Here is a 25,372-nt window from a genome sequence, read left to right as displayed (position 1 = left end):
TTATCTTTTTATACGTCCTCCGGTGTTTCCCGCCATCACTTCTTCTATTTCTTGAGGACTTACAAGATTAACGTCTCCTAAAATAGTATGCTTTAATGCGCAGGCCGCATTGGCAAAACGCAAGGCCTTTTCATTATCAAAATGAATCAGCCCATAAATTAGTCCCGCAGCATAAGCATCACCAGTTCCAATGCGGTCGACCACATCAGTAACTTCTAACTCATCGGTTTCAATATATTCCAAACCTGTCCAAGCGCGACCATAGACTTTGGCTAAGTTCTAATTAGCATATTGAATAGTTGTTGTTTGTACTCGTACCATGCGCTATTTGAAGCAAAGGCAATGGCTGTAACTGTTGCCATTTTACTGGTTGAGTTCTTGATTTTTTCAAGTACCAAGAACCAATTCAAGTAATTCTGTAAGTATTTTGTAGCTACCCCATTGAAAGAATCCATGAACTTTCTCAATCTCATATCCATATTGTTTACATTCTGGACATGGTACACCTTATCTACGGTTCGCTGTCCCTTTGAGGTGTTGAACTTTTTATGGGCAATTGTGTTGGCTTTTGCAAAAGCACCATAACTTCTATGGCTGTCGCTGCAGAGTACGTCAGCTTTATCAAGTTTCCCTTTAAGTATTCTATTCAGATCCTCTTTACTGATACGACCTCTTGTGGCCACTTTAAAGTCTTTGTTTCCAGATCTATCACAAGTTGCCACTACAGCTACTTTTTCATCACTTATGCCTGCTTTGCTTGCTTTTTCTCCTCGCATTTTCGGTTTTCTACCTAAATGACGTCCTCCTTTTTCTGAGTAGGCAAAGAACAGGTCATCGCTTTCGACTATGCCCTGAAACTCTTCTACCGAAACACTGGAAAATGACGTGAGCAATTTATGTCTCCAATCAAAGGACGTTTGAATTGATATCTCCGTCTCTTCTGCACTTTTCCTGATACTGTAGCCCGACAACAAACAGTATAAATACCGATTTAACTTCTCTTTCTTTTTTATATTATACCAAAACTTACCTGTGGTCTCACTGAAATTCTTCTTACAGCCATTGCAAACATAGCGTTGAACGCCTTTGAGCTTGCCATTGGCACGAACACGCTTTTCTGAGCAATGAGGACAGGTAACTGCTTTTGCCTCGTTGCTGTCCTTTACTTCACTTTCTTGCAAAGACAATGATAGCAACGAAGCCACTATCTCTTGTTGAACAGTCGCTGGACTATTAACGAAAAAATCCCTGAAATCTGAAGGTATCATATCTATATAGTTTTACACAAATATAAGACATATTCATCTTAGAACAAAGCTTAGACTTTTTGCCAGCCGGCGCTTAATCCTGTACGAACTTTATCAAATACTTTTTCGATGGAAGGACAAGTTTCAATTAAAGCTTTACTTGCTTCAATAAATCCATTTTCAGAAAAATCAAAATCCGTTTTCAAGATTTCGTTGATTTCCTTGACCCCACCAATAAAAATTGTGGATAGACTTACCAGTTCTTTCAGTACTTCGCAACCTTCTTTACCGTATTTCCAAAGATTACTACGATACGCCGGATCGGCAGTGATGGTAATTCCCTTTGCTTTGGCTTTTAACAAACCGATTTTCAGGGTTTCATATGCATTTTCCGAAATTGCAGGGGAAATCCCCGTCCAATGCAAATTGCTAGCTTCATCCAAAATGGCTTCCCAATTTACACTTTCGGGCGTGATTTTGGAGAAACTACCGTGGAAACGATTATAAGCAATTTTACTGGCCCGCATCCCCGCACCTACTTCCAGAAAATATAAGCCAAGTGGATGGTTCACTTTGTTCACTGCAGAAACATCGATCCCAAACTGTCGCATCTGTGTAATAGCCGCATCACCAACCAAATCATCAGAAACATTGGTGATTTGTTGGGTTTGTTCCCCGAAATATGAAAGCGAAGCAGCAACGTTCATCTCAGTACCACCAAAATAGAAATCAATCCTATTAGTTTGGGTAAGTTTACGTTTTTCAGCAGGACTTAGCCGCATTAGTACTTCACCAAAGGTGACAATCTTTCTATGTTTTGTCGAAATGCTCATTAAAAATCAAAGTATTCATTAGCGTTTCCATAGCAGATATTGGCAATGGTATTACCAATCAACTCCATATCTTTAGGCAATTCTCCTGAAGCAATATCTTTCCCGAAGAGATTACATAAAATTCTTCGGAAATATTCATGTCTTGGGAATGACAGGTAACTTCTGGAATCAGTTAGCATTCCTATAAAGCAACTAATAAGTCCCATATTGGAAAGGGTGTTCATTTGCCTTTCCATTCCGTCTTTCTGATCTAAAAACCACCAGCCGGACCCCCATTGTATCTTTCCTCTTACGTTGCCGTCATTAAAGTTCCCAATCATAGTCGCAAAAACCTCATTATCCGCAGGGTTGATATTATACAAAATAGTTTTTGTGAGTTTGTCTTTTCCATCCAAGCTATTCAGAAAATGTGAAAGTTTTTCGGCCTGCCTGTAATCTCCGATCGAATCCCAACCAGTATCGGGACCAAGTTTTGCTAGCATTCGTTCGTTGTTATTTCTTAGCGCGCCTAAATGGAATTGTTGTACCCAACCAAATCGATGATAAGTTTCCCCTAAGAACAACAATAACGATATTTTGAATTTTTCGATGTCTTCCGAAGAAATTGGTTTTCCCGCTAATTTATGTTGAAAAACAGTATTGACTTCAGATTCAGTAAAATTGGTAAACGGCATGGAACTGAAGCTGTGGTCACAAAGCCTGCAACCATTTTCATGAAAATATTCGATGCGTTTTGACAGTGCATTCTTTAAATCCTGAAAACTTCTAATCTCCATCCCTGATACCTCTCCTAATTTTTTTAAATATTCAGTATATCCATTTGCCTCAATTAAAATTGATTTATCAGGACGAAAGGCAGTACTTACTTTTATTCCAAAATTGCTCTGGCGCAATTCTTGGTGGTATTTCAAATCGTCCGTTGGATCCTCTGTAGTGCAAAGTGCTTTAACATTCATTTGTGTAAGCAAGCCTCGGCAAGAATTTTCTTTTTGTTGAAGTTGCTCATTCACATCTTTGTAAATATGAGCTGCGGTACTTTCGTTTAGCAACTCATCAATCCCAAAATAACGTTCAAGCTCTAAATGTGTCCAATGATACAAAGGGTTACGAAGTGTATGTGGTACGGTTTTCCCCCAAGCTTCAAATTTTTCCTGGTTATTAGCGCTACCAGTAATATACTTTTCCTCAATCCCATTGGAACGCATTGCCCTCCATTTATAATGATCATTATTTAACCAGAGCTGGGTAATATTATCAAATTGACGATCGGTTGCGATATCTGCCGGAGACAAATGGTTATGATAATCAATAATAGGTTGATCTTTAGCGTAAGAATGGTATAACTCTTCCGCATATTTGTTTTCTAACATAAAGTTGTCATGTAGGTACTTATTTTTACTCATAAATAGCAATTTTCACATTCCGATCTTAGCTATAAAAATCAGAAAATTCATTTTTCCATTTCACAATTTCATTATTGTACATCGCGTCCAATCCCATTTGAACACAAGTAGCCGTTTTACCCCCAGACATTATATCGGATTCCGGATTTTTGTTGTTCACAATGCTGTCCCTAAAATCCATTAATGCTTGTTTACTAGGGTCGGCATGGTTTACTTCAATAGGAATCCCTTTACCCTTGTCCCATTGCACGGTTGCACCTGAAACTCCATCCACCTCCCCAAGCTCTTTTTTATAATTATTCCCCTCTGGATAGAACCAGGCTTGATCATAATCCAATACAATGGTACCCTTATCCCCCATCACTTTTATTTGGTAATCATCCTTGGCATTACTGGTAAGACAGGTGAATTTTGCTTTTATGCCATCGGGGTATTCATATATTAAATGGATATTATCGTATGTCTCCCGGCCATCTTTCCAATAATCAATACCGCCCATACCCATTACTTTTTGCGGAGTAGCGTCCAAGACCCAATTAACAAAATCTATTTGATGGGAAGAGAGTTCTGCAACCAGACCACCGGAATATTTCCTATACATCCTCCAGTTTATAATCTTTTCCAACTCCGGTCTTGGCACCGGCCTTCGCCAATCCCCATGCCGGTTCCATTGACAGTCAAACGCAGTAATATTGCCAATTTTACCACTCTTTATTAAATCCACCACATGGGTATAAAGCCTTGAGCTGTGATATTGATGGCCCACTTGAAATATTTTCTTGGAATAATTAACTTTATTTACCAACTCTTGGATTCCTTTATAGCCTTTGGCCATTGTCTTCTCACAATACACATGTTTCCCAGCATCAAGGGCATTTACAGCAATCTTTGCGTGCATGCTAAAAGGCACAGCCACCAGTAATGCATCGATATCCTTATTATCAAGCATTTTACGATAATCTTCATACCCTTTTGCTTTACCATTGGTTTTCTCAAGACCTTCTTCTAACCGAAATGGTAAAATATCGCAACATCCGGCAACATTTAAATTCTTAATCTGGTTAATAAAAGGGATAAGTCCGCTACCCCTGGCACCGGTTCCAACTATCCCAATATTTACCGTCTCATTACTATTTCCAAAATTCAAAATATTTGGCATCATTGCCGAAGAAGTGACCATTGCTGCCGAAGCCAAGCCACTTTTAATAACAAAATCTCTTCTTTTCATTCTTTCTTTATTTCATTACTCATATCGATATATAAAATTATCATCAAATAAGAATTTTATAATTTTGGTTCCCAACCTTTTGCATACTCGCGGCTCCATAATTTCATTGCTTCACGGTCATACATCGCACCGGTATTTTCATCTATTTCTAAGCCCTTGCCGGTTCTATAGGCGATATTAGCATAGTGCACCATCGCCATACTGATACTTGCATCATCAATGGGTGCATTCAATTTGGCATTTCCCCTAACGCTATCGAAGAAATTTTGGACGTGGGTAGTTGACATATCTCCACCGCCTCCAAGTGCTGTCCCAGACTCACTAGATTCTGATTTACTGTTTTTAATTACTTTTCCGCTGCGATCGGTCAAAATATATTTTCCCCTATTTAAAAACACGGTGCCTTCACTACCATAAATTATGGTACCTCTGCCCCCTAAACCATAGGTGTCATATCCATTTCTGCTTTTTCCATCCCATTGAATGATTTTATCTTCAGGGAATTTAAAGGTTGCTTCCATAGTATCATACATCTCCCAGCCATCTTGAACAAAATGGCGTTTGTGTGCCTCTACCTGCGCATGCGTGGGAAAACCAACATTTAAAGCCCATCTTGCTATATCCAATTCATGGGTTCCATTATTCCCGGCTTCTGCTGTACCATAGTTCCAACCATACCAGTGCCAATTATAGTTCCAGGTTTCACTGGTATATTCCCTTCGGGTGGCCGGACCCTGCCAAAGCTCCCAATCTAAACCTTCAGGGACAGCAGCTTTTTCTTGCGTGGGAACCGGTCCGCGGGCATTATTATAGAATGCCACGGCCTTGTATGGGGTGCCGATAACTCCATTGTGAATTTCGTTGATAATTTCTATAGAAGGGCCAGCAGAACGCTGCTGATTCCCCATCTGTACCACACGATTATATTTTTTTGCAGCTTTAACAATCAGCTCATTTTCATTCATATCATGGCTACATGGTTTTTCTACATATACATGTTTCCCCCCTTGCATGGCGATAATGGATCCCGGGGTATGCCAATGATCGGGCGTGGCGTTAATCAAAACATCTACCTTGGGGTCATCAATTATTTTTCGAATATCATTTTCTAACTTAGGCTTGTAATCTATATGCTCTTGGAATTTTTCCAATGCCTTTTCACGTTGGCTTTTCATCACATCGCACAAGTACATCAACTGCACATTGCTCTCTTTTAATGCAATGGGCTCATAGAACGCGCCCAGCCTTCTGCCAAGACCGGCAATAGCGACATTTAATCGATCGTTGGCCCCTATAATGCGACGATAGCTACTGGCAGGCATCCCCATGGCTGAACCGGCCATCGCTATCCCGGCACTTCCCAAGGCTGTTTTTTTTATAAAATTTCTTCTCGTGTTCATATTTTTAGTTTATAAAGATTTGATTTTAATATTTTTAAAGCTTACCCTATTTCCATGATCTTGTAATAGAATTTGACCCTTCTCTAATTGGCCGAAATCAGGCCATTTCTCATATTTACTTTCAGAAACAAGTTTTAAGAAATCTTCACTATTCCTGTCAAACTCCAACACCTTCATCCCATTAAGCCAATGTTCCACATGGCCATCTTTAGAAATAATATGCGCAGTGTTCCACTCCCCTATTGGATTAACCGGTTTATTGGGGTCTGCCTTAATAAGGTCGTATAATGAAGCAAGGCTACGGCTGCCTTCGTGATTGCCTTTTTTGGCATCAGGATGCCTTTTATCGTCCAAGATTTGATACTCCAAACCAATGGAAGAACCCGGCCCCTTATTAAGGTCGGTATCTACATAGTACTTGATTCCGCTATTGGCACCTTCAGTAATTTTAAAATCTACTTTTAGTTCGAAATCGCCGTATAATTTTTTGGTCACGATATCCCCACCAGCAGTAGATTCTTCACCTCCCGTAGCAATTACCGTTAAAACGCCATCCTCAACAACCCATCCTTTCTCTGGGAATTCTTCCAATTTTGCACCACGCCAGGCTTCTGTAGATTTGCCATCCCAAAGCAATTTCCATCCATCCTCTTTCTCTGCAGAAGTTATTTGGTTTTTAGTATTAAAAACGGGTGCATCACTTTTCGTGTTATAATGCTCCAAGCTGTCAGTCATAATTCTTACATTTTTCCACCTGATTTGTTTGCCGGGCGCTTCATCATTGCCAATTGAATGTACCTGCAGAGCGATAAAACCTTCATGCGTCTTATCATCAACCAGGTTTGCAGCTGCTACTCCGTTCACCCACGTTTGAATGGTATCACCTATGGCTTCAATTCTGTAATGGTTCCAATCATCCTTTTTGTATGAATTTTTCGCGGAAGTATTCAGACTCATAGGATAGAGCCATCCCCTTCTGGCTTCATCATATATCCCCCCACTCCACGCACGATCTGAAGGATCAATTTCTACCTGATAGCCATGTACACGATTATTTTGATATTGAGGTTTGCTCTTGCTTCTTATCTGGATCCCAGAATTCATACTGGGATCTGCCTTAAAGTCAAGCTCCAGGATAAAGTCACCATATTTTTTATCAGTTGCGAGAAATGAATTAGGTGTTCCCGGAACCGTAGTTCCCACGATCACCCCATCCTCCAATCCATATTTTGCATTTCCATTCTTCTGGCTCCAGCCGGAGAAGTTTTCTCCACTAAACATTGGTTTACCAAAAGCTTCTTTATCTGACTTATCGGTGCAGTTTATTAATAGTGGTACGCTAATCGCAATAACAAGCATCCTTAAAATTAAAATTTTCATATAATCCTCTTTAATATATTTTTGTATTGATATTCAAATATTTGATTGTTTTTAAATCGCGATGCTTGGTCTTTCTAAGAACTATTTCTATGATTAATTCATTCGACACTACGCTTTTCTTTTCTCAGATATTTTTTTGTATCATTAGAAATTTGAACCATAGTTCCGTTTTTAATATAGCTGTAAGACTTTTTTGACAATGAACATTTTTTAATATTTCTATAAAATTCTATTCAACCTCTTTCATAGAATGCCACATAATATAAGAAACTGGAAGACAACTCATTTACAAATCTCACAAACTTATTGAAGAGAACTCAAATTACTTTGCTAATACAGCTTATATTTTTTTACATTTTTGCATTATTTACTTCTATCCAATAACCATCCGGATCCCTAATATAAAATTGTTTTACTCCATCAGCTCTAACTCTGACAGTTTTCGCTTTCCCAGCCCAATTTTCAAAATAGATATCTTTAGATTTTAAAAAATCGACAAACGCATCTATCTTTTGTGTGGTAATAGCCATATGTATTGATTTACTTTTAGGTACCTCCTCCTTGCTTTCGCTTAAATGAAGTTGCACGCCATTACCTAGCTCGAACCAACGTTTGCCAGATGGGATTGCCTTGCTAGAAACCTCTTTCAGGCCTAAAACATCTTGATAAAAATTCGCTGAAATCTCTAAATCGTGCACCAATAAAGCATCATGATCTTTTTTGAAATCATAGTTCGTCTGAGCTGAACAAAAGCAGGTGAATAACAAGGTGCATATTAATGAATACGAGTACTGCATTTCTTTATTTTTAATGACTATTTAATATTTAGGCTCTCTCTCTGTCCAGGATATCTGTATTATTAGTAAACTATATTCCCCTATAACCTTGGATTTACATCAATCATAAACAAGTACATTAACTGCACATTGCTCTCTTTTAATGCAATGGGCTCATAGAACGCGCCCAGCCTTCTGCCAAGACCGGCAATAGCGACATTTAATCGGTCGTTGGCCCCTATAATGCGACGGTAGCTACTGGCAGGCATCGCCATGGCTGAACCGGCCATCGCTATCCCGGCACTTCCCAAGGCCGTTTTTTTTATAAAATTTCTTCTCGTATTCATATTTTTAGTTTATAAAGATTTGAGTTTAATATTTTTAAAGCTTACCCTATTTCCATGATCTTGTAATAGAATTTGACCCTTCTCTAATTGGCCGAAATCAGGCCATTTCTCATATTTACTTTCAGAAACAAGTTTTAAGAAATCTTCACTATTCCTGTCAAACTCCAACACCTTCATCCCATTAAGCCAATGTTCCACATGGCCATCTTTAGAAATAATATGCGCAGTGTTCCACTCCCCTATGGGGTTTACCGGTTTTTTTTGGTCTGCCTTAACAAGGTCGTATAGTGAAGCAAGAGTACGGCTGCCTTCGTGATTGCCCTTTTTGGCATCAGGGTGCCTTTTATCGTCCAAGATTTGATACTCCAAACCAATGGAAGAACCCGGCCCCTTATTAAGATCGGTATCTACATAATACTTGATTCCGCTATTGGCACCTTCAGTAATTTTAAAATCTACTTTTAATTCGAAATCGCCGTATAATTTTTTGGTCACGATATCCCCACCAGCAGTAGATTCTTCACCTCCCGTAGCAAGTACCGTTAAAACGCCATCCTCAACAACCCATCCTTTCTCTGGGAATTCTTCCAATTTTGCACCACGCCAGGCTTCTGTAGATTCTCCGTCCCAAAGCATTTTCCATCCAGTTTCTTTCTCTGCAGAAGTCAAGTTGTTCATGGTTTTCACGGGATCCACAGGGGTCTCTCTACTATATTGATCAAGATCTTCAGTAAGAATTCTTATATTCCTCCACATAATTTCTTTACCTTCCGAATCATCCTCCCCAATACTGTGGACCTGAAGGGCAATAAAACCACTATCTGTTTTATCGTCTATCAAATGAGCAGCTGGCACTCCATTGACCCAAGTTTGTATGGTATCACCTATGGCCTCAATTCTATATTTATTCCATTCATTTTGTTTAAACGCCTGTTGCGCGTCTTTACTCCCCGTCAATGAAAACAACCAACCTCTTCTGCCTTCATCATAAATACCACCACTCCAAGCTCTTTCTGAAGGGTCTATCTCAATCTGATATCCATGAACGTGGCCGTTCCTATAATGATCAAGGCTATTGCTCCTTATCTGAATACCAGAATTCATGGTGCTGTCCACCTTGTACTCCACTTCCATAATAAAGTCACTATATTGTTTATCGGTGGTCAGGAAAGAGTTGGGCGTGTTGGGCACCGTTGTCCCCACGATCAGGCTATCCTTGACCTCGTATTTGGCAACGCCGCCCTTCTGCGTCCAGCCGTCGAGATTTTTTCCGTTAAAAATATCGGTCCAAGGGGCGCTGTCCTTTGGTTTAGTGTCGCAACTGCTCAGTGAAAGAAAGAACGCCGTCATTAATAATAAGGTGAATGTTACACCAGAAATCGTTTTTGTTTTCATCAATGTGTATTTAAAATTTTACAAGTTAGGTTATAGTTATTTGTGTTTAATTTTGACTTCTTCCGCTTTTCCATATAAAATTTGGGATTTCATTTTTCATAAAGCCCGGTATTGCCCATCTCCAAAATCTTGTCCAGTTTTTTGACAATTTGTGGATGCTCTTCGGCAACATTGTCATTTTCGTAAGGATCGTTTTTATGATCGTATAATTCAATACGCGGTTTATCCGTTCTGAAATATTTCGTGTAGCGATACCTGGGAACCCTTACTGAAATCCCATCCTTATAATAACTGTATGCGTTTTGCTGCCAATCCTTGTTCCTATTTTTATCCAAAAGCCTCACCATACTTCGTCCTGCGGTCTTGTACGGCATTTCTAAGTCACACAGCTCCATCAGCGTGGGGTAGATATCTATTGAGCTTACGATCTTATCCACTCTTGGAGTTTGATCAGGCAGGTTTGGGGCTTTAATAATCAGCGGACTTCTAACGGCTTTTTCAAAAATGGTATGTTTCCCCCATTCCCGGTGGTCGCCCAGTTGCCAGCCATGATCGCCCCACAGGATGACAATGGTATTCTCCGCCAACCCCTGTTTCTTCAGTTCGTTCAAAATCTTACCCACTTGCGCATCTGTATAGCTCACCGCTGCATAATAGGCACGTCTGAGTTTTTGCGCATATTCCTCTGACGCAGGATTATCTAATGTCGGTTTTTCCTCCCCTAAAAGATACTGATTGAGCTCGCCATTATTATGCAAGCTTGCCACGTTGATATTTTCGGGTATATTGGGGGATTTGGTCGTTTCGATATCTGATTCATCGTATAGGTCCCAATACTTTTTTGGGGAAGTGAAGGGTAAGTGCGGTTTAAAAAAACCCACGCCTAAAAAAAATGGCTGTTCCTTTTTGGCCAGTTCTCCTAATTTTTCGACAGCTAAATTTGCCGTAAGGCCATCGGGATAACCCTCGTCGCCCACATCCCCCTTTTCATAAGGTTTTACCTGTTTGTTCCTGCTTTGTCTATTTGAGCCATCAGCATACCCAAAAAAAGCATTCCACCCATTCCCCCATTTTCCCGCATTGAACACCTTCTCATCCCAACTATAGGGAAGTTCCCGTTTTGCTCCTTCAGAACTTTCGTTATAACCGTAAAGCCCATCTATATAATGCCCTATTTTCCCCATGCCCACGGTATAATACCCTTTCCTCCTCAATTGATGGATGAACGTTTCCGGCTTGGCCTGTTCCGGTTGCCCCGAAATCAGTTCGCGAATCGCTTGATTGCTCAACTCGCCTTTGGCGCTTGGCAGTTGACCTGTTAAAATACTATATCTGGAAGCTCCGCACGTAGGAACTTGTACGTAATGCTTTAGAAAAACACTTCCTTCTGAGGCCAACTGATCGATATTTGGCGATTTAATAATCTCATTTCCATAACAGCCCAAATCTGGCCGCAAATCGTCCACAAAAAGGAATAGGACATTTGGTGGCTTTTTTGTCTGGCCAATGACCGAAAAAGTTTGGAGCAAAAAAAGGTATAAAATAAGTTTGAAGAAATTCATAGTTTGTAGTTAGATTTAGTTATGACTTTAATACAGATTTCTTAATTAGACCATCAAATGTTAATTTTTAGTACGTCAGGACAGAGCCTCATTATGCTCTATATTATACAAACAATCAACATACAATGAAACGATAACAATATTTATCGAGATCACACTGCACTTTCCAGATAAAATAGAATATATCTTTAGGCTATCCCCCGAGATTTTTGCCCGCTCATTTTCGAATCATGTCCTAGCAATCCTAGCTTAGTGCGCCATATCTGTTCTCTAGTCTTACATAGTACACTTTGGTTTATTAATACTCAATATCCTGGATTCTGGGTAAGTTCACTATTAATATTGGCGTCAATCTCGCTCTGAGGTATAGGCCATAAATTATGAAATTCTTGAATGGAGGGAGCGGATACTTTATTATAACGTTTTACCCGTTCAACCAATTCGTGCATTCTCGCCAAAGTAAGTCTTCGAGGCTCTTCTGCAACCAATTCTCTGGCTCGCTCGTCTAGTAAATAATCTACATCTGCGGGATTTACGGAAGTTGCATTAGCTCTTTCCCTTAACACATTTATATCTTTAGCTGCATTGATTTTCGTCTTAGTCAATTCCCATCAAAAGTTAATTTTTACTTTGACTGAAAGAAGGAGGTGGTACTTTTACACCCCATTCTTTATTTGGTTGTTCTCCTAATTTCAATTCTAAAATGCCTCCTTTTGCAAAATCATCATGATAAAACCAGCTATTATCCAAATTGCTGTTATTTAATTTTGCTGATTGGATATAGATATTTTCTGGTTTATTATTAGAGGTCTTTATAACAAATTTTTCACCTGGGTAATAATCATTATTAAGATGAATGGTTACCTCATCAAAAATCGGACTTGTAATTTCGTAATACGGTTTTACTGAAGCTCCTCCATCAAGCTCAAAAAGCCCCATAGCCATCAAAGTTCCCAAAGCACCCATTTGTCCTTGGTCTTCATCACCTTTATAACCTCCATATGGTGTAATATCTCCATAAACCTCTTTCACTTTCCGTACCCATTTTTGTGTTAACCAAGGCGCACCAGAGTAATTAAACAAATGTGCCATTCCGGTTCCTGGTTGGTTTCCATAATCGACCCAACTAGCAGCATGATTTTTATTAGCGCCTACAAAATCCAGTTTCTCTCCTTTTATAAAAGATTCATTTAAGAAGTCATTATAAACGTCTTTTCCTCCAAACAATTCAATTAAGCCTTCTAAATCTTGAGGTACAAAATGAGTATATATAGCTGAATTACTTTCACAAAAACCACGGGCGTTAAAACTTTCAACCACAGGTTTAAAATCTTTTATCCAACTACCATCTATCTCACGAGGATGAATCATTTTTGTTTCAGGATTCCATAGATTCTTATAGTTTAACGAGCGTTTCATAAAGAGTTTATGATCTTCTTCTTTATTTAATGCTTTTGATAATTGAGCTAAACACCAATCTTGGTAGGCATACTCCAAAGTCATAGAGGCACCATCTTTATGCCCACCTTTAGCTTCTATACCTTCAGGCACCCATCCATTTTCTATATAATATTGCATACCACCACCGTAAGCTGGTGTGTTATGTTCATAACCTGCATGGTCTCTAGAACCTCCTACAAAAGCATTTTTACGTAAGCCTTCATAGGCTTTTTCAATGTCGTAATTTCTAATGCCTTTATTATATGCTGCAGCAAAGAATGGCACAGAGGGATCTCCAATCATGACGAAGGTATAATTACCACCTGATGGCCCACGAGGAATGAGTCCGCCATTTTTATACATATCTATCATCGTGTTAGAGAACCCATCCATAAGTTCAGGATATGCCATAGACCATAGTATATTCAACGACCAATGGCTTCCCCACCAAGCATCAAAATTATAATGCGGAAATAAAGGCTTACCATTTTCATCTAATCTTACGGTTCTAGTAACGGGACTTTCACCCGTCATATCCGTGTATTTTCCATCTACATCACTTATAATTCTTCTTCCCTGTAAGGCATGCCACAAATCGGTATAAAATTTAACTTGTTGTTTATGGGTTCCGCCTTTAATTTCAATTTTACTAAGCCAATCATTCCAAGTTTGTAAAGATTCATTATGCACTTTATCAAAATCCCAATGGTCAATTTCAGTATTAAGATTTTTTCGAGCCTGTTCTACACTCACGTAGGAAATCCCGACTTTCATTAACACTTCACTAGCTTCTTCATCATTAAAAAACAAACCAACTCCAGCATTTACGCCTTGAATGGTATCCATTTGTTTTTCAACCATTTCATTGTTTACCCATCCTTTAAAAGTATCGAATGGTTTGTTTAGCTTTGCCGCAAAATATACAGGCGTGTCTTTTGGGCGACGTCCTGTTTTTTTAAGAACCTGAACGCCTGCGATTTCTGTATCACTTACTTTCCATACTTTAGAAAACGTAGTTGGTCCATGTGCTAATCTAGCTCCAGTATCAAAAATGATGGAATTGTCTTTGCTTTTTGGAAAGTTATATCGATGAAAACCAACACGTGTGGTAGACGTTAATTCGACTCCAATTTCATAATCTTTTAAAAATACTTTATGATAACCAGGCTTTGCAATTTCGCCATCATGACTAAAAGCCGATTGATAAGCATCCATTCCTAAATGCCCTTTAAACTCTCCTGTTGTTGGCATAACAGCCACTCCTGCCAATTGCCATGCATGCACATGGCTAAAACAACGGATATATTTACTATCATACAGATAACCAGAACTCCACGAGCCATCAGTATCTGTATCAGGGCTTAGATTTACCATCCCAAATGGTCGACTTGCCGAGCTAAAATAAAACCATCTGGAATTCACCGTATCTACAAATGGGTTAACTAAATCTACTGGTTTTTGTTGAGCCGTTATAGTACCATTAAAAAATGCTAGGATAACCAACAACACAATTATTTGCAAATTCACTTTGGATGATAGTAAATGGACCGAGTTTTTCATGAAATTTGCAATAGGCTCGTAAAACGCACCCAATCTTCTGCCCAGGCCTGCAATTGCCACATTCAGCCGATCATTGGAGCCTATGATTCGTCGGTAGCTACTGGCCGGCATTCCCATCGCTGAACTGGCTACTGCTATCCCAGCACTTCCCAAAGCTGTTTTTTTAATAAAATTTCTTCTTGTGCTCATATTTTCAATTTAAGGATTTGATTTTAATATTCTTAAAGCTTACCCTGTCCCCATGATCCTGTAATAGGATATGTCCATTTTCAGATTGTCCGAAATTGGGCCATTTATCATATTTGCTTTCGGAGACTAATTTTCTGAAATTTTCACTTCCGCGTTCATATTCTAAAACTTTAGTCCCATTTAGCCAATGTTCTACATGATTATCCTTTGAAACGATATGTGCAGTATTCCACTCTCCCACGGGATTGATTGGTTTGTTTGGATCAGCTTTAATAAGGTCGTAGAGTGAAGCAACGGTTCTACTGCCTTTATGGTTACCTAATTTTGCATCCGGATGATTCTCATCATCTAAAATTTGGTATTCCAAACCAATGGAGGATCCCGGCCCTTTATTTATATCTGTATCAACATAGTATTTAACCCCACTATTAGCTCCTTTTGTTAATTTGAAATCTACTTTTAATTCAAAATCACCATAAAGATCTTCCGTTACAATATCACCGCCTGCAGCAGACTCGGCCCCACCACTTGCTAAAACGGTTAGAATTCCATCCTCAATTTCCCAGCCCTGTTCTGGAAACTTATCCATTCTGGCTCCACGCCATCCATTAGTAGATTTACCATCCCAAAGCAATTTCCATTCCTTTTCTATCTCCGAGGAAGTTAATTGATTATTAGTATTAAAAACGGGTGCATCACTTTTCGTGTTATATTGCTCCAAGCTGTCAGTCATAATCCTTACATTTTTCCACCTGATTTGTTTGCCGGGAGCTTCATCATCGCCAATTGCATGTACCTGCAGTGCGATAAAACCCTCTTGCGTCTTATCATCAACCAGGTTTGCAGCTGCTATTCCGTTCACCCACGTTTGAATAGTATCACCTATGGCTTCGATTCTGTAATGGTTCCAGTCATCCTTTTTGTATGCATTTTGCGCGGATGTATTCAGACTCATAGGATAGAGCCACCCTCTTCTGGCTTCATCATATATGCCTCCGCTCCATGCACGATCTGAAGGATCTATTTCTACCTGATAACCATGTACACGATTATCTTGATATTGAGGTTTGCTCTCGCTTCTTATCTGGATCCCAGAATTCATACTGGGATCTGCTTTAAAGTCAAGCTCCAGGATAAAGTCACCATATTTTTTATCAGTCGTGAGAAATGAATTAGGTGTTCCCGAAACCGTAGTTCCCACGATCACTCCATCCTCCAATTCATATTTTGCATTTCCATTCTTTTGGCTCCAGCCATCCAAAGACTCTCCGTCAAATAAAGAAAACCAAGGAGCATCTGGAGCTGTTGCTGAGCAGCCAACAAGAAAAATAAGTATAGCTGATACTGCCATTTTCGACACGATATTTTGTTTTTGTTTCATTGTGAATTATTATTATTTTATCATTAAAAAATTTCCCTTCATATACCATAAATTCACTAACCAGGGCACTGAGACATAAGTTGATGTAATTCATCTATTGTATCTAATTTATACAAAGTTTACTAGTTATGTCAGTGGAATCTGTTTATCACCGCCGGTTCATTTTTTTATTTGATATTTGCATAACATAAAAGAATTTATTTTTGACAGAAAGACATCGGCTTCTCCACTTTCACTCATTTCAATATCGTACTCTTGAGCATTGCTATATATAATATCAAATTCTACTTTTGAACCATCTGGAATAAACATTTCAAGCTCCTCCCTTTCTTTATTTGAATTTTCCCGAAACACCAACAGATAACCGGTTTCATCTTGGATGGCCTGGAAACCAGTCCATGATCTACCATCGGGCATTTTCCCCAAAGGCATTATCAATCCTTGGTGTATATCCACCATTAAAGACTTATATTTCTTTATGAAAGGAGCACTTTCAAAAGCTTCCTCCGGAAGATTTGAGGCTTCCATCCATGCCAAGGGTTGTCCCATAATCGTTGTCGCAAATAAATAATCGAAGTCATAATTACCCGGCGCAAAAGGATCATTGGGATCATACCTTTTCATGTTACGCCACTTGTTCAAAAATTCGACCTGCAATAATTGAGGAGGAAAATATTTCGATAGCATCCAAAGATTTCGTAACGTCTGGAATGGAAAATAGTTTCCAAAATCAGTATAGCGATTCTCTAGAAAAAGATTCCCTGCATCTCTGAACATGAAATACCCACCGCGGGTATCTGCTGTAAGGTCGAGATTAAAAAAAACCTTTCCATTGGTAGCTTTCTTTACTTCTTTAAAAAAGTTGGTCAAATTAATCTCAGCTTTTTTATTTGGAATTTTTATTCCATCAATTTTAAAATAATTTATTCCCGTTGATTCATAAATCTTGACGAGAATATTAGCATCTGTCTTCCAGGTTTTATAATCATTAACGTTAGAAGGGTGAAACCACAGACCTAAGCGAATATCTTTTTCTTCTGCTGAAATGAGAATTTTTTTAAAGCCATTAGGAAAACGCTCTTTGTTTGGTTTCCAATGTTCCGGAGACCATTCACCCCATAATCCATCCGATTGAATGGAGGAATTCTTCGACAGGCCCTCCTGCCAACCATCATCAATTTGAAAATGTGTTATTCCCAAACGCTTAGCATGTTCAAGTTCCTTCAAAATAAATGATTCATTAATCTTACTATCCTGACCCCGGTCACCCCAAGTATTCATCATAATCATTTCATATGTATCAGGCTCATAGATTATGGAATTATTCAAGTACTTCCGTAAAGCAAATAAATTGTCCTCCTCATTACCTCCCACTCCGATAGTGATCGTATATCCCTTAACCCACTCATGATCAGCATTTACAGACATGAAACCTGAAAAAGGTATTGATATTTTTGAATTGCTAACTGTGAAATCATATCCAGGATAATTGACTTGGCTTATGTAGTTGGGAGCCTCTTTGAGAATAAAAAAATTGAAGTCGTTGACCAGATTATGCGCCAAAAGAAGATTTCCTTTATAGTTTTTTTCCTCAAAATAAGGAATAATTTCATTTTCGTCAACAAGATTATTGTTTTCGTCGGTCCTATCGCGAAATTCTACAAATTTCATGCTCCAGTGTTTTTGATCGAGTGCATAATAATCCAAAAAAGATCCTTCGATTTTTCTATCATTTCTTTCTTCTATACCTGTTGCACCTTTTTTGTCCGCCTTAACAGCGTTAGGAAGTACAGAATATTTCAGATAATGATCAATCGATATCGCCGGAGTATCTGGAAAAATTGTAAATACTTTCTTCACATCTACTCCGGCGCGATATCGATTAATGATTATTACCTGCAGATGACCCGGCAGACCACCAATAATATCATCTTCTATTTTTATGATTTGAAAATCCTCGTTTTTCAAGAAAGCCATTCCTCCATGGTGAACAGCAGGCGGAGAATCTTTAAATAGTAATGTCTTATCTTTTTTTATATTAGTCAATGAAAAAGGAATGATATCTCCTTTGTTCCACATCCATTTTCTTTCAATATGATTATTGCTTAACACAAGCATGTTACCTTCCAAAAATGCTTCACATGTCTCTATCCCGTTCTGGCTAAAAATAGGATTGTCAAAAAAAAGGAAATACATCAAAATACTGAACCATAGAGTCTTCATAATGGATATGAGTTTACGGGATTAACTTTCTCTCAATATGGCAGGCCATTCCTTCCCATATAATGACACCAGTAATTTACTACGATATCACTTTATTAAATTTTATGAATAGAAAAGCTAATAAAACCAAAGTCAATAGATAACTAAAAAAGAATATTAACTCATCCAAATCGACTTTTAGTTTTATTAACACAATCTTCTAATAAAAACGTTGGGATAAAACAAACAAGGAAAATATTACTTCTACCTCTTTTATTCGCAATATTTTAATATCCCGGATTTTGCTGAATTTGATCTGGATTAACATCAATCACACTTTGGGGAATAGGAAACACTTTTTCATTTTCCGTTAGAGTTTTCACTAGCTCCATTTCATCTTTTTTAGCATTCATTACTGGAATGGCCCTATCAGTACGTACCAGGTCAAACCAGCGATGTCCTTCAAAAGCTAATTCAACACGACGTTCCTTTTCAATTGCCAACCTAAATTCCTCCTGACTACTCACCTCTGCTGATGACAAACTCATCAAGCCGGCCCTTTCCCGAACCTCATTCAGGTAAATAAAAGCTTCTCCTGGAGATTCATAACCCAATTCATTAAGTGCTTCAGCATACATTAAAAGAATATCAGCGTATCTGATGATGGGTATATCATTATCATTATCACCGGAGGTAGCAGGTTCATCCTGATATTTTGTCACAAAATTGGTAGGGATTATTTCTCCACTTTCAGATTCATAAGAAGTTGCTATAGAAAAATCTTTTCGTTGATCACCTGGTTCATAGCTGTTGATCATATCTGTTGTAGGTTGATTATTTCCCCCACCTCCAAATGGAATAACTGCATTACCCGAATTTATAGGAGCAAAAGAGTTAGGCCAAGGATTTCCCTCGCCAATTCCTCCCGCCAAGAACTGAATAGAGAAAATGATTTCATCATTATTATCATTGTCGGGATCGAAAACTGCAGCATAATTAGGTAATAGATTATAGACACCTGAATCTATAACTTCTTTCAACTTTTCAGCAGCTGCGCTATACATTTTTTGAGTTAGATAAACTTTTCCAAGCAAAGCTTTGGCAGCTCCTTGTGTCGCACGGAGGGTGTAATCTCAAGTCTGTCTAGACTTTGAAAATTAAATTAAAATTTTTAGACTAGATTATGACACAAGAAGAGATTAAGGAATTAAAGGAAAAAGCATTAAAACAATTTTTATCAGGAGAATCCCTAACCGGCAAAAACGGCGCTTTTGCTCCAATGCTTAGGGAGTTTATGGAAGAGGCCCTGGAAGCAGAAATGTCTTCGCACCTTTCCGATGAAGAAAAAGGCTCAAAAGCAGGTAATAAGCGTAATGGCAAAGGCAAAAAGACCCTAAAGAGCAGCCAAGGGGACGTCACCATTAACACGCCCCAGGATCGTAACAGTACCTTTGAGCCGGAGATCGTAGCGAAACGCCAGCGTATCCTGGCCGATAATTTAGAAAAGCAGATTATAGGCATGTACGGGATGGGCAATAGCCTGCGGGATATCTCAGCTCATATAGAGGAAATGTATGATTCCAAGATATCCACACACGTTCTAAGTGATATTACGGACCGGGTGATTCCCAAGGTTAAGGAATGGCAGGATCGCCCCTTGGAGCCGGTATATTGCATCCTATGGCTCGACGCGATGCACTTCAAGGTACGCGAAGAAGGCAAAGTAAAGCACAAGGCCTTGTATAATATTTTAGGAATAAATAAAGCTGGAAGAAAGGAAGTGCTGGGTATGTATATCTCGGAAAGTGAAGGGGCCAATTTTTGGCTTCAGGTGCTGACCCAATTAAACAACCGTGGCTTAAAAGATATTCTGATTGCCTGTACGGATAATCTTACGGGCTTTAGTGAAGCCATTCATTCTGTTTATCCCAAGACTGATATTCAGCTATGTATTGTCCACCAGATCCGCAATAGTATGAAGTATGTGGCCAGTAAGGATCAAAAAGATTTTATGAAAGACCTTAAACTGGTGTACAAGGCTGACACCAAAGACCAGGCTGAATCGGCTTTACTGGATCTGGAAGAAAAATGGGGCAAAAGATATCCCATAGTGATCCGTTCCTGGAATGATAACTGGGACCGATTGAGTGCTTATTTTGAATATACCGCACCCATTAGAAAACTCATATACACCACAAATGCCGTAGAGGCTTTTCACCGGCAGGTAAGAAAAGTAACCAAGACCAAAGGCGCTTTTACCAATGATATGGCACTATTGAAGCTGGTTTACCTAGCTACCAGAAGAATTGAAAAGAAATGGAACGCCCCACTGCAGAACTGGGGTTTGGTAGTTCAACAATTAGCTATTAAATTTGAAGGTCGGCTAGAGTTGGACTTAGCCACCAATGAAACGAAAAACTAAAATTTTCTTCTCCCGGGGGTACCCCCGGGAGAAGAAGCAGACAGAGTTGAGCTAACACTCCCGTCGCACGTCCTAAATCTTCATTATATGGTGACAAAGCTGCTTCTGCCTCCTGAAGATCACTTTCAATTTGAGAATAAACTTCTGCTGTTAAATTTCGGCCATACTCATATGCTTCATTTGGATTTTGGATTTCCTTCAAAACCAACGGGACATCTCCATACGTGCGGACTAACTCAAAATAAACATATGCTCGAATAAATTTCACTTCTCCTATATACATATTTCTCATATCTTCCTCCATCTCTATGTTTTCAATCCTCTCCAAGATGATATTGCATCGAGAGATTGCACGGTAACTATCATTCCAACGTTCCTCTATATAAGGATTTGTTGATTGTATATAGAACCTATCAAATTCATCCTGGCTCGTAACTGAGCCTGATGGAACCGGCATGGCGTTATCAGAACGAATTTCTCCAAAAACATAACTATCTATTGATATCCCGTCCGCCTGCAGTGCTGCATAGGCCCCGTTCACAGCATTCCTAATATCATCAGCGGTTTGATAAAAATTAACCGTTGTAGTTTCAGAAATCGGTTGTAGATCCACAAAGTTTTCACTACAAGAATTCAAGAGAATACTACATATTAGACCCACGCAGAGACCTTTTATATTCTTTAATCTCATTACTTTCGTTTTCATTACTTACTATTTTAGTTTAATTGAACATCTCCTTTAAAAAATCTAGAACCCTATATTAACTCCAAGAGTAACTGTCCTCGGTAACGGATAGGCTCCATAATCCACTCCTCCGGTTAACGCTCCTTCATAGCCACTTACTTCAGGATTATAACCCAGATATTCTGTCCATGTATATAAGTTTTGGCCAGACAAATAGATCCTGGCTTGTTGTAAGCGTATTCTTTCTATAAAATTTTGTGGCAGTTGGTAACCAAGAGTAATGTTCTGAACACGTAAGAAAGAAGCATCCTCTACCCATCGACTGGATACTGCATTGTTATTACCAGTTGTCCTTGAATTCGCACGTGGAGTAACGCCATCTCCTAAATCTTCTGGTGAACGCCATCTGTTCAAAACAGTGGTAAGCTGATTCTGATTTCCCTCCAGTTGCTCAATGAAACGTCTGCTTAAATTAAGAACTTCACCTCCTTGCTGCCCATACAAAGAAACACTTAAATCAAATCCACTATATGCGAAGGTATTTGTTACACCATAAACAAAATCGGGTTGATTATTACCGATGATAGTTCGATCATCGGCTGTAATTTCCCCATCTCCATTTACATCTTCGTATTTCACATCACCTGGTCTAGCTGTGGCGTAATGAGGATAGCTTTGCAGATCTGCTTCATCCTGAAAAACACCTAGTTGTTTAAAACCATAAAAGTTACCGATGGGAGAACCAATCTGTGTGATATTTGTTTGACCGATACCACTACCACTTCTTATAGGGTCACCGTTAGGTCCTAATTCCAAAACTTCGTTTCGGTTGAAAGATAAATTCAAATTTGTTTCCCACAACAATTGGCCAGTAAGATTGTCAGTATTTAAAGCAAATTCCCATCCTTTGTTCTCCATTTCTCCAATGTTCGTAAATGCGGTACTAAAACCCGTAATTGTCGGAACGTTTACAGCTAACAAAAGATCTGTAGTAGTACGATTATAATAATCGACACTGAAATATATACGCTGATCAAACAATCCCAAATCAATTCCTACATCTAATTGGCGACTTTTCTCCCAACCTAATTCGGCATTCCCCAAAGAACTCGGACCAAGCCCAGTCACTAAATTACCATTAAAACTATAATTATCTTCACCAATAGAAGCAATATAGGGATAGTAGGTATCAAAAGCATTGTTACCAGATAGACCATAACTTGCCCGTAATTTCGTTTCCGATAAAAAGGTAAAGCTTTCCATAAAAGGTTCTTCTGACAATCTCCATCCTACTGAACCTGCAGGGAATGTTCCCCACCGATTTTCCGGACCAAAAACTGACGAACCATCCAAACGTATAGAAGCATTCAATAAATACCTGTCATCATAATCATAACTCACCCTTCCAAAATAAGAAAGAGTAGAAGTCTCTGCTTCTGAAGAAGAAACAGAAGTAGGTTGACCTGCAGCATTCAAGGTCGGGACAATATCACTCGCAAAGGTAGTACCGGAAGCTAAACTATTCTTATACTGAAGTTTGTATGTTTCCATACCGATTAAGACATCCAAATCATGCATTTCATTGATGTTCTTGTTGTAATTTAACGTTTGATTAAATACCCAGTTTATTCCTTGCTCTGATGATGTTGAAGCTGTGGCTTGATTAGGAGGCAAAAGCTGGTTAAGTGGTAACTTTGAAGTCTGATAGATGTCTCGTCTGGTGTTGTTCAAATTAACATTACCAGAAACTCTGTATTCTAGATCATCAAAAATTTGATATTCTGCATAAGCGTTAGTCAATAAATTAGTATATGAATACTGGTTGTCAACTTCAGTAATATTGGCTATAGGATTAGGCACACCAGGCCATCCATAAGGAGCTGATATGGCGGCCTGAGAAGAATAGGCTGCCCCATCCTCAGAATAAATAGGTGCCATTGGTACAGCAGCTAAAGCAGAATTGATAATGCCGTTACTAGCCCAATGGCCGCTGGCATTTACATCCTGCCTTATACTATGTGAAGGGTTTATGTTTATTCCCATCCTTAGTCTAGGTGTAATATTTATATCAACGTTGGCACGCAAAGTATACCTATCAAGATTTGATCTTTTGATGATACCATTTTGACCTAAATATCCACCACTTACTGCATACTGAACTTTATCAGTTCCACCGGAAGCCGATAATTGGTAATTATTCATTGAAGCTCTTTGAAATATCAAATCTTGATAATCATGATAAGGCAGGTTAGAAGGATCATCAAAATTAAGCCATTCAAAATTTTCACCCCTAGGATATCGATAACGCAGGTAATCACCAGGACGAACATCATTTGGATCAGAAGGGGTAGCCCCTGGAACATTATCTAAGTAAGCATTGTTAGCAGCTTCTCTTGAAAATTCGGCGAACTGCTCTGAGTTTAACATATCCACCTGATTAGAGATCTCCTGAAACCCCGTATACATATCAAGAGTTACAACATGACGCCCTGCCTTACCACGTGAAGTTGTGACCATTACAACACCATTTGACCCACGAGATCCGTAAATAGCCGTAGATGAAGCATCTTTTAGAATATCAATGCTTTCTATTTCATTCGGGTTTATTAAATTAAAAACCTGAGCACTTACCATATTACCATCAACCACAATTAAAGGATCGCTCCCTGCACTTATAGAACCGAATCCCCGTACTTTTATTGAGGGTGTACTGCCAGGAGCACCACTAGTTTGTTGAATTTGCACACCAGGAACTTTTCCCTGGATACCGATAGCCACATTAGACACTGGCATATCTTTAATTTCGTCCATTGGAACCGAAGCTATTGCAGCTGTGACATCGCGGCGGCTTTGCGTACCGTAACCTACTACCACAACTTCATCCAAAGCAGCAGCACTATCTTCCAAAGTTATACTCAAAGTCTCCCGCCCTTCGACTGGCACATCCGTTGTAACGAAGCCCATAAAAGATATTGAAAGAATAGCATTTTCACCTGAAACTATTAACGAAAATTTTCCATCAAAATCAGTTTGTGTACCGTTTGAAGTGCCTTTTTCCGAAACATTGGCACCTGGTAAAGGCACACCATCTTTATCAACCACCACGCCACTCACCGTTACTTCTTGGAAGTTTTTCGAAATAATAAATTCATTTAAATTTGCCATAGACCCAGAAGCATATAAGGAATTGAGAGGAAAACAAAAGACCAAAATAACAGCAAACATCAAAAACCCCTTAACAATAAAGACTTTTAAATTAAAAACATTTTTTAGCTCTAATTTCATATTTTAAATTTTAGGATTATTAATAGGATATTAAATTTTAGATTTAAGAATAAAACCTTTTGTAACCAATAGAAAACAAAAAGTGTACGTTAACATTATTGGGTGAAATAAGCTATAATATAAGGATAACCACACATATTTTTAACACTTAAATAACTATAATATCTTTATTTGGGACTAAGTTAAGAAATTTTTTAGATTTTCAAAATAAAATAAAAATAAAATCAGGTACGTACCTTATTAAAGGTGGATTTAATAACATTGGTGTCCGGTTAAAGAGTAAAGATCGCTTCGCTGCAAGAATAAAGAAAAAAGACTAAAACCAACCTACTGAATATCAGCGTTTTTTAAGTGACAATTTTAAATTATGAAACTATTCGTTCATTTTCCCAAAGCAAGGTGTGTATAATGTAAAACATCCGAATTGTCTTTACTCACTCATATTCCAGCAAGTCAAAAAAACTTTACCGGACAATAGTGATTTAATAAATAGATTATAACCCTAAAAACATATTCAGGAGTTAGACACTTTTGGACTTATCAAAAGAATATCAAAAAAAACGTAGAAATCAACTCTGTGAGTGTTAGGGTTTCTGAACTATTTCGGCAGCTTAATACCCCGTTCGGTGTTGCAAAG

General features: G+C 38.6%; 19 protein-coding genes. 1 reads left to right on the top strand and 18 read right to left on the bottom strand.

Features of this window, described 5'->3' with window-relative positions:
- The 16 genes from B5488_RS02850 to B5488_RS02775 all read right to left on the bottom strand — a co-directional run bounded on the left by B5488_RS02850 (position 1) and on the right by B5488_RS02775 (position 19,407).
- Positions 1-204, bottom strand: a complete 204-nt coding sequence (locus B5488_RS02850) for a PfkB family carbohydrate kinase (protein ID WP_231919797.1) — start codon at positions 202-204, stop codon at positions 1-3.
- 68 nt (positions 205-272) lie between these two features.
- Positions 273-1,268 (bottom strand): IS1595 family transposase, encoded by a 996-nt coding sequence (locus B5488_RS02845; protein WP_079733415.1) that lies wholly within the window; start codon positions 1,266-1,268, stop codon positions 273-275.
- 50 nt (positions 1,269-1,318) lie between these two features.
- The gene (locus B5488_RS02840) at positions 1,319-2,080 is read right to left on the bottom strand and encodes a sugar kinase (RefSeq protein WP_079733896.1); all 762 of its coding nucleotides are present in this window, start codon (positions 2,078-2,080) and stop codon (positions 1,319-1,321) included.
- A complete protein-coding gene (gene uxaC, locus B5488_RS02835) occupies positions 2,080-3,483 on the bottom strand; it encodes a glucuronate isomerase (protein ID WP_079733895.1) in 1,404 nt (467 codons plus the stop codon). The genes B5488_RS02840 and uxaC overlap by 1 nt, the downstream gene beginning before the upstream one ends.
- A 25-nt stretch (positions 3,484-3,508) precedes the next feature.
- Complete coding sequence (locus B5488_RS02830; protein WP_079733894.1) at positions 3,509-4,711, bottom strand: Gfo/Idh/MocA family protein; 1,203 nt, start codon at positions 4,709-4,711, stop codon at positions 3,509-3,511.
- A 56-nt stretch (positions 4,712-4,767) separates the two neighbouring features.
- A complete protein-coding gene (locus tag B5488_RS02825; RefSeq protein ID WP_079733893.1) occupies positions 4,768-6,111 on the bottom strand; it encodes a Gfo/Idh/MocA family protein in 1,344 nt (447 codons plus the stop codon).
- Positions 6,112-6,120: 9 nt separating this feature from the next.
- Entirely contained in the window at positions 6,121-7,491 is a 1,371-nt protein-coding gene (locus B5488_RS02820; RefSeq protein ID WP_079733892.1) for a 3-keto-disaccharide hydrolase, read from the bottom strand.
- Between the two features lie 350 nt (positions 7,492-7,841).
- Positions 7,842-8,288 (bottom strand): VOC family protein, encoded by a 447-nt coding sequence (locus B5488_RS02815; protein WP_079733891.1) that lies wholly within the window; start codon positions 8,286-8,288, stop codon positions 7,842-7,844.
- An 80-nt stretch (positions 8,289-8,368) separates the two neighbouring features.
- The gene (locus B5488_RS02810) at positions 8,369-8,614 is read right to left on the bottom strand and encodes a twin-arginine translocation signal domain-containing protein (RefSeq protein WP_079733890.1); all 246 of its coding nucleotides are present in this window, start codon (positions 8,612-8,614) and stop codon (positions 8,369-8,371) included.
- 9 nt (positions 8,615-8,623) lie between these two features.
- The gene (locus B5488_RS02805) at positions 8,624-10,009 is read right to left on the bottom strand and encodes a 3-keto-disaccharide hydrolase (protein WP_079733889.1); all 1,386 of its coding nucleotides are present in this window, start codon (positions 10,007-10,009) and stop codon (positions 8,624-8,626) included.
- Positions 10,010-10,098: 89 nt separating this feature from the next.
- A complete protein-coding gene (locus B5488_RS02800; RefSeq protein ID WP_079733888.1) occupies positions 10,099-11,571 on the bottom strand; it encodes a sulfatase in 1,473 nt (490 codons plus the stop codon).
- 305 nt (positions 11,572-11,876) lie between these two features.
- Positions 11,877-12,176 (bottom strand): RagB/SusD family nutrient uptake outer membrane protein, encoded by a 300-nt coding sequence (locus B5488_RS02795; RefSeq protein ID WP_079733887.1) that lies wholly within the window; start codon positions 12,174-12,176, stop codon positions 11,877-11,879.
- Between the two features lie 13 nt (positions 12,177-12,189).
- Positions 12,190-14,760, bottom strand: a complete 2,571-nt coding sequence (locus B5488_RS02790) for a GH92 family glycosyl hydrolase (RefSeq protein WP_197686289.1) — start codon at positions 14,758-14,760, stop codon at positions 12,190-12,192.
- A 4-nt stretch (positions 14,761-14,764) separates the two neighbouring features.
- On the bottom strand, positions 14,765-16,111 hold the full coding sequence (locus tag B5488_RS02785) for a 3-keto-disaccharide hydrolase (RefSeq protein WP_106197167.1): 1,347 nt from the start codon (positions 16,109-16,111) through the stop codon (positions 14,765-14,767).
- Positions 16,112-16,300: 189 nt separating this feature from the next.
- Positions 16,301-18,364, bottom strand: coding sequence for an alpha-galactosidase (locus B5488_RS02780; RefSeq protein ID WP_079733885.1), 2,064 nt, complete (start codon positions 18,362-18,364; stop codon positions 16,301-16,303).
- Between the two features lie 266 nt (positions 18,365-18,630).
- A complete protein-coding gene (locus B5488_RS02775) occupies positions 18,631-19,407 on the bottom strand; it encodes a RagB/SusD family nutrient uptake outer membrane protein (RefSeq protein ID WP_079733884.1) in 777 nt (258 codons plus the stop codon).
- Positions 19,408-19,526: 119 nt separating this feature from the next.
- Between B5488_RS02775 and B5488_RS02770 the strand changes: the two genes are divergently transcribed.
- Complete coding sequence (locus B5488_RS02770) at positions 19,527-20,765, top strand: IS256 family transposase (protein ID WP_079733433.1); 1,239 nt, start codon at positions 19,527-19,529, stop codon at positions 20,763-20,765.
- Here the strand turns inward: B5488_RS02770 and B5488_RS02765 are convergent.
- Positions 20,710-21,471 carry a RagB/SusD family nutrient uptake outer membrane protein gene (locus B5488_RS02765; RefSeq protein WP_197686287.1) on the bottom strand — a complete coding sequence of 254 codons (762 nt, stop codon included), beginning with the start codon at positions 21,469-21,471 and terminating at the stop codon, positions 20,710-20,712. The genes B5488_RS02770 and B5488_RS02765 overlap by 56 nt on opposite strands.
- 42 nt (positions 21,472-21,513) lie before the next feature.
- Positions 21,514-24,735 (bottom strand): SusC/RagA family TonB-linked outer membrane protein, encoded by a 3,222-nt coding sequence (locus B5488_RS02760; protein ID WP_079733883.1) that lies wholly within the window; start codon positions 24,733-24,735, stop codon positions 21,514-21,516.
- Between the last annotated feature and the right edge of the window lie 637 nt (positions 24,736-25,372).

Source organism: Salegentibacter salegens, from assembly GCF_900142975.1.
Taxonomy (GTDB): domain Bacteria; phylum Bacteroidota; class Bacteroidia; order Flavobacteriales; family Flavobacteriaceae; genus Salegentibacter; species Salegentibacter salegens.
The sequence above is the reverse complement of the archived record's forward strand: the minus strand, read 5'-3'. Positions and strand labels throughout refer to the sequence as shown.

Bases quoted from the DNA above. Each gene is read 5' to 3' on its own strand.
- B5488_RS02845 (WP_079733415.1), bottom strand. From the start codon at position 1,268: ATGATACCTTCAGATTTCAGGGATTTTTTCGTTAATAGTCCAGCGACT.
- B5488_RS02840 (WP_079733896.1), bottom strand. From the start codon at position 2,080: ATGAGCATTTCGACAAAACATAGAAAGATTGTCACCTTTGGTGAAGTA.
- uxaC (WP_079733895.1), bottom strand. From the start codon at position 3,483: ATGAGTAAAAATAAGTACCTACATGACAACTTTATGTTAGAAAACAAA.
- B5488_RS02830 (WP_079733894.1), bottom strand. From the start codon at position 4,711: ATGAAAAGAAGAGATTTTGTTATTAAAAGTGGCTTGGCTTCGGCAGCA.
- B5488_RS02825 (WP_079733893.1), bottom strand. From the start codon at position 6,111: ATGAACACGAGAAGAAATTTTATAAAAAAAACAGCCTTGGGAAGTGCC.
- B5488_RS02820 (WP_079733892.1), bottom strand. From the start codon at position 7,491: ATGAAAATTTTAATTTTAAGGATGCTTGTTATTGCGATTAGCGTACCA.
- B5488_RS02815 (WP_079733891.1), bottom strand. From the start codon at position 8,288: ATGCAGTACTCGTATTCATTAATATGCACCTTGTTATTCACCTGCTTT.
- B5488_RS02810 (WP_079733890.1), bottom strand. From the start codon at position 8,614: ATGAATACGAGAAGAAATTTTATAAAAAAAACGGCCTTGGGAAGTGCC.
- B5488_RS02805 (WP_079733889.1), bottom strand. From the start codon at position 10,009: ATGAAAACAAAAACGATTTCTGGTGTAACATTCACCTTATTATTAATG.
- B5488_RS02800 (WP_079733888.1), bottom strand. From the start codon at position 11,571: ATGAATTTCTTCAAACTTATTTTATACCTTTTTTTGCTCCAAACTTTT.
- B5488_RS02790 (WP_197686289.1), bottom strand. From the start codon at position 14,760: ATGAGCACAAGAAGAAATTTTATTAAAAAAACAGCTTTGGGAAGTGCT.
- B5488_RS02785 (WP_106197167.1), bottom strand. From the start codon at position 16,111: ATGGCAGTATCAGCTATACTTATTTTTCTTGTTGGCTGCTCAGCAACA.
- B5488_RS02780 (WP_079733885.1), bottom strand. From the start codon at position 18,364: ATGAAGACTCTATGGTTCAGTATTTTGATGTATTTCCTTTTTTTTGAC.
- B5488_RS02775 (WP_079733884.1), bottom strand. From the start codon at position 19,407: ATGTATAGCGCAGCTGCTGAAAAGTTGAAAGAAGTTATAGATTCAGGT.
- B5488_RS02770 (WP_079733433.1), top strand. From the start codon at position 19,527: ATGACACAAGAAGAGATTAAGGAATTAAAGGAAAAAGCATTAAAACAA.
- B5488_RS02765 (WP_197686287.1), bottom strand. From the start codon at position 21,471: ATGAAAACGAAAGTAATGAGATTAAAGAATATAAAAGGTCTCTGCGTG.
- B5488_RS02760 (WP_079733883.1), bottom strand. From the start codon at position 24,735: ATGAAATTAGAGCTAAAAAATGTTTTTAATTTAAAAGTCTTTATTGTT.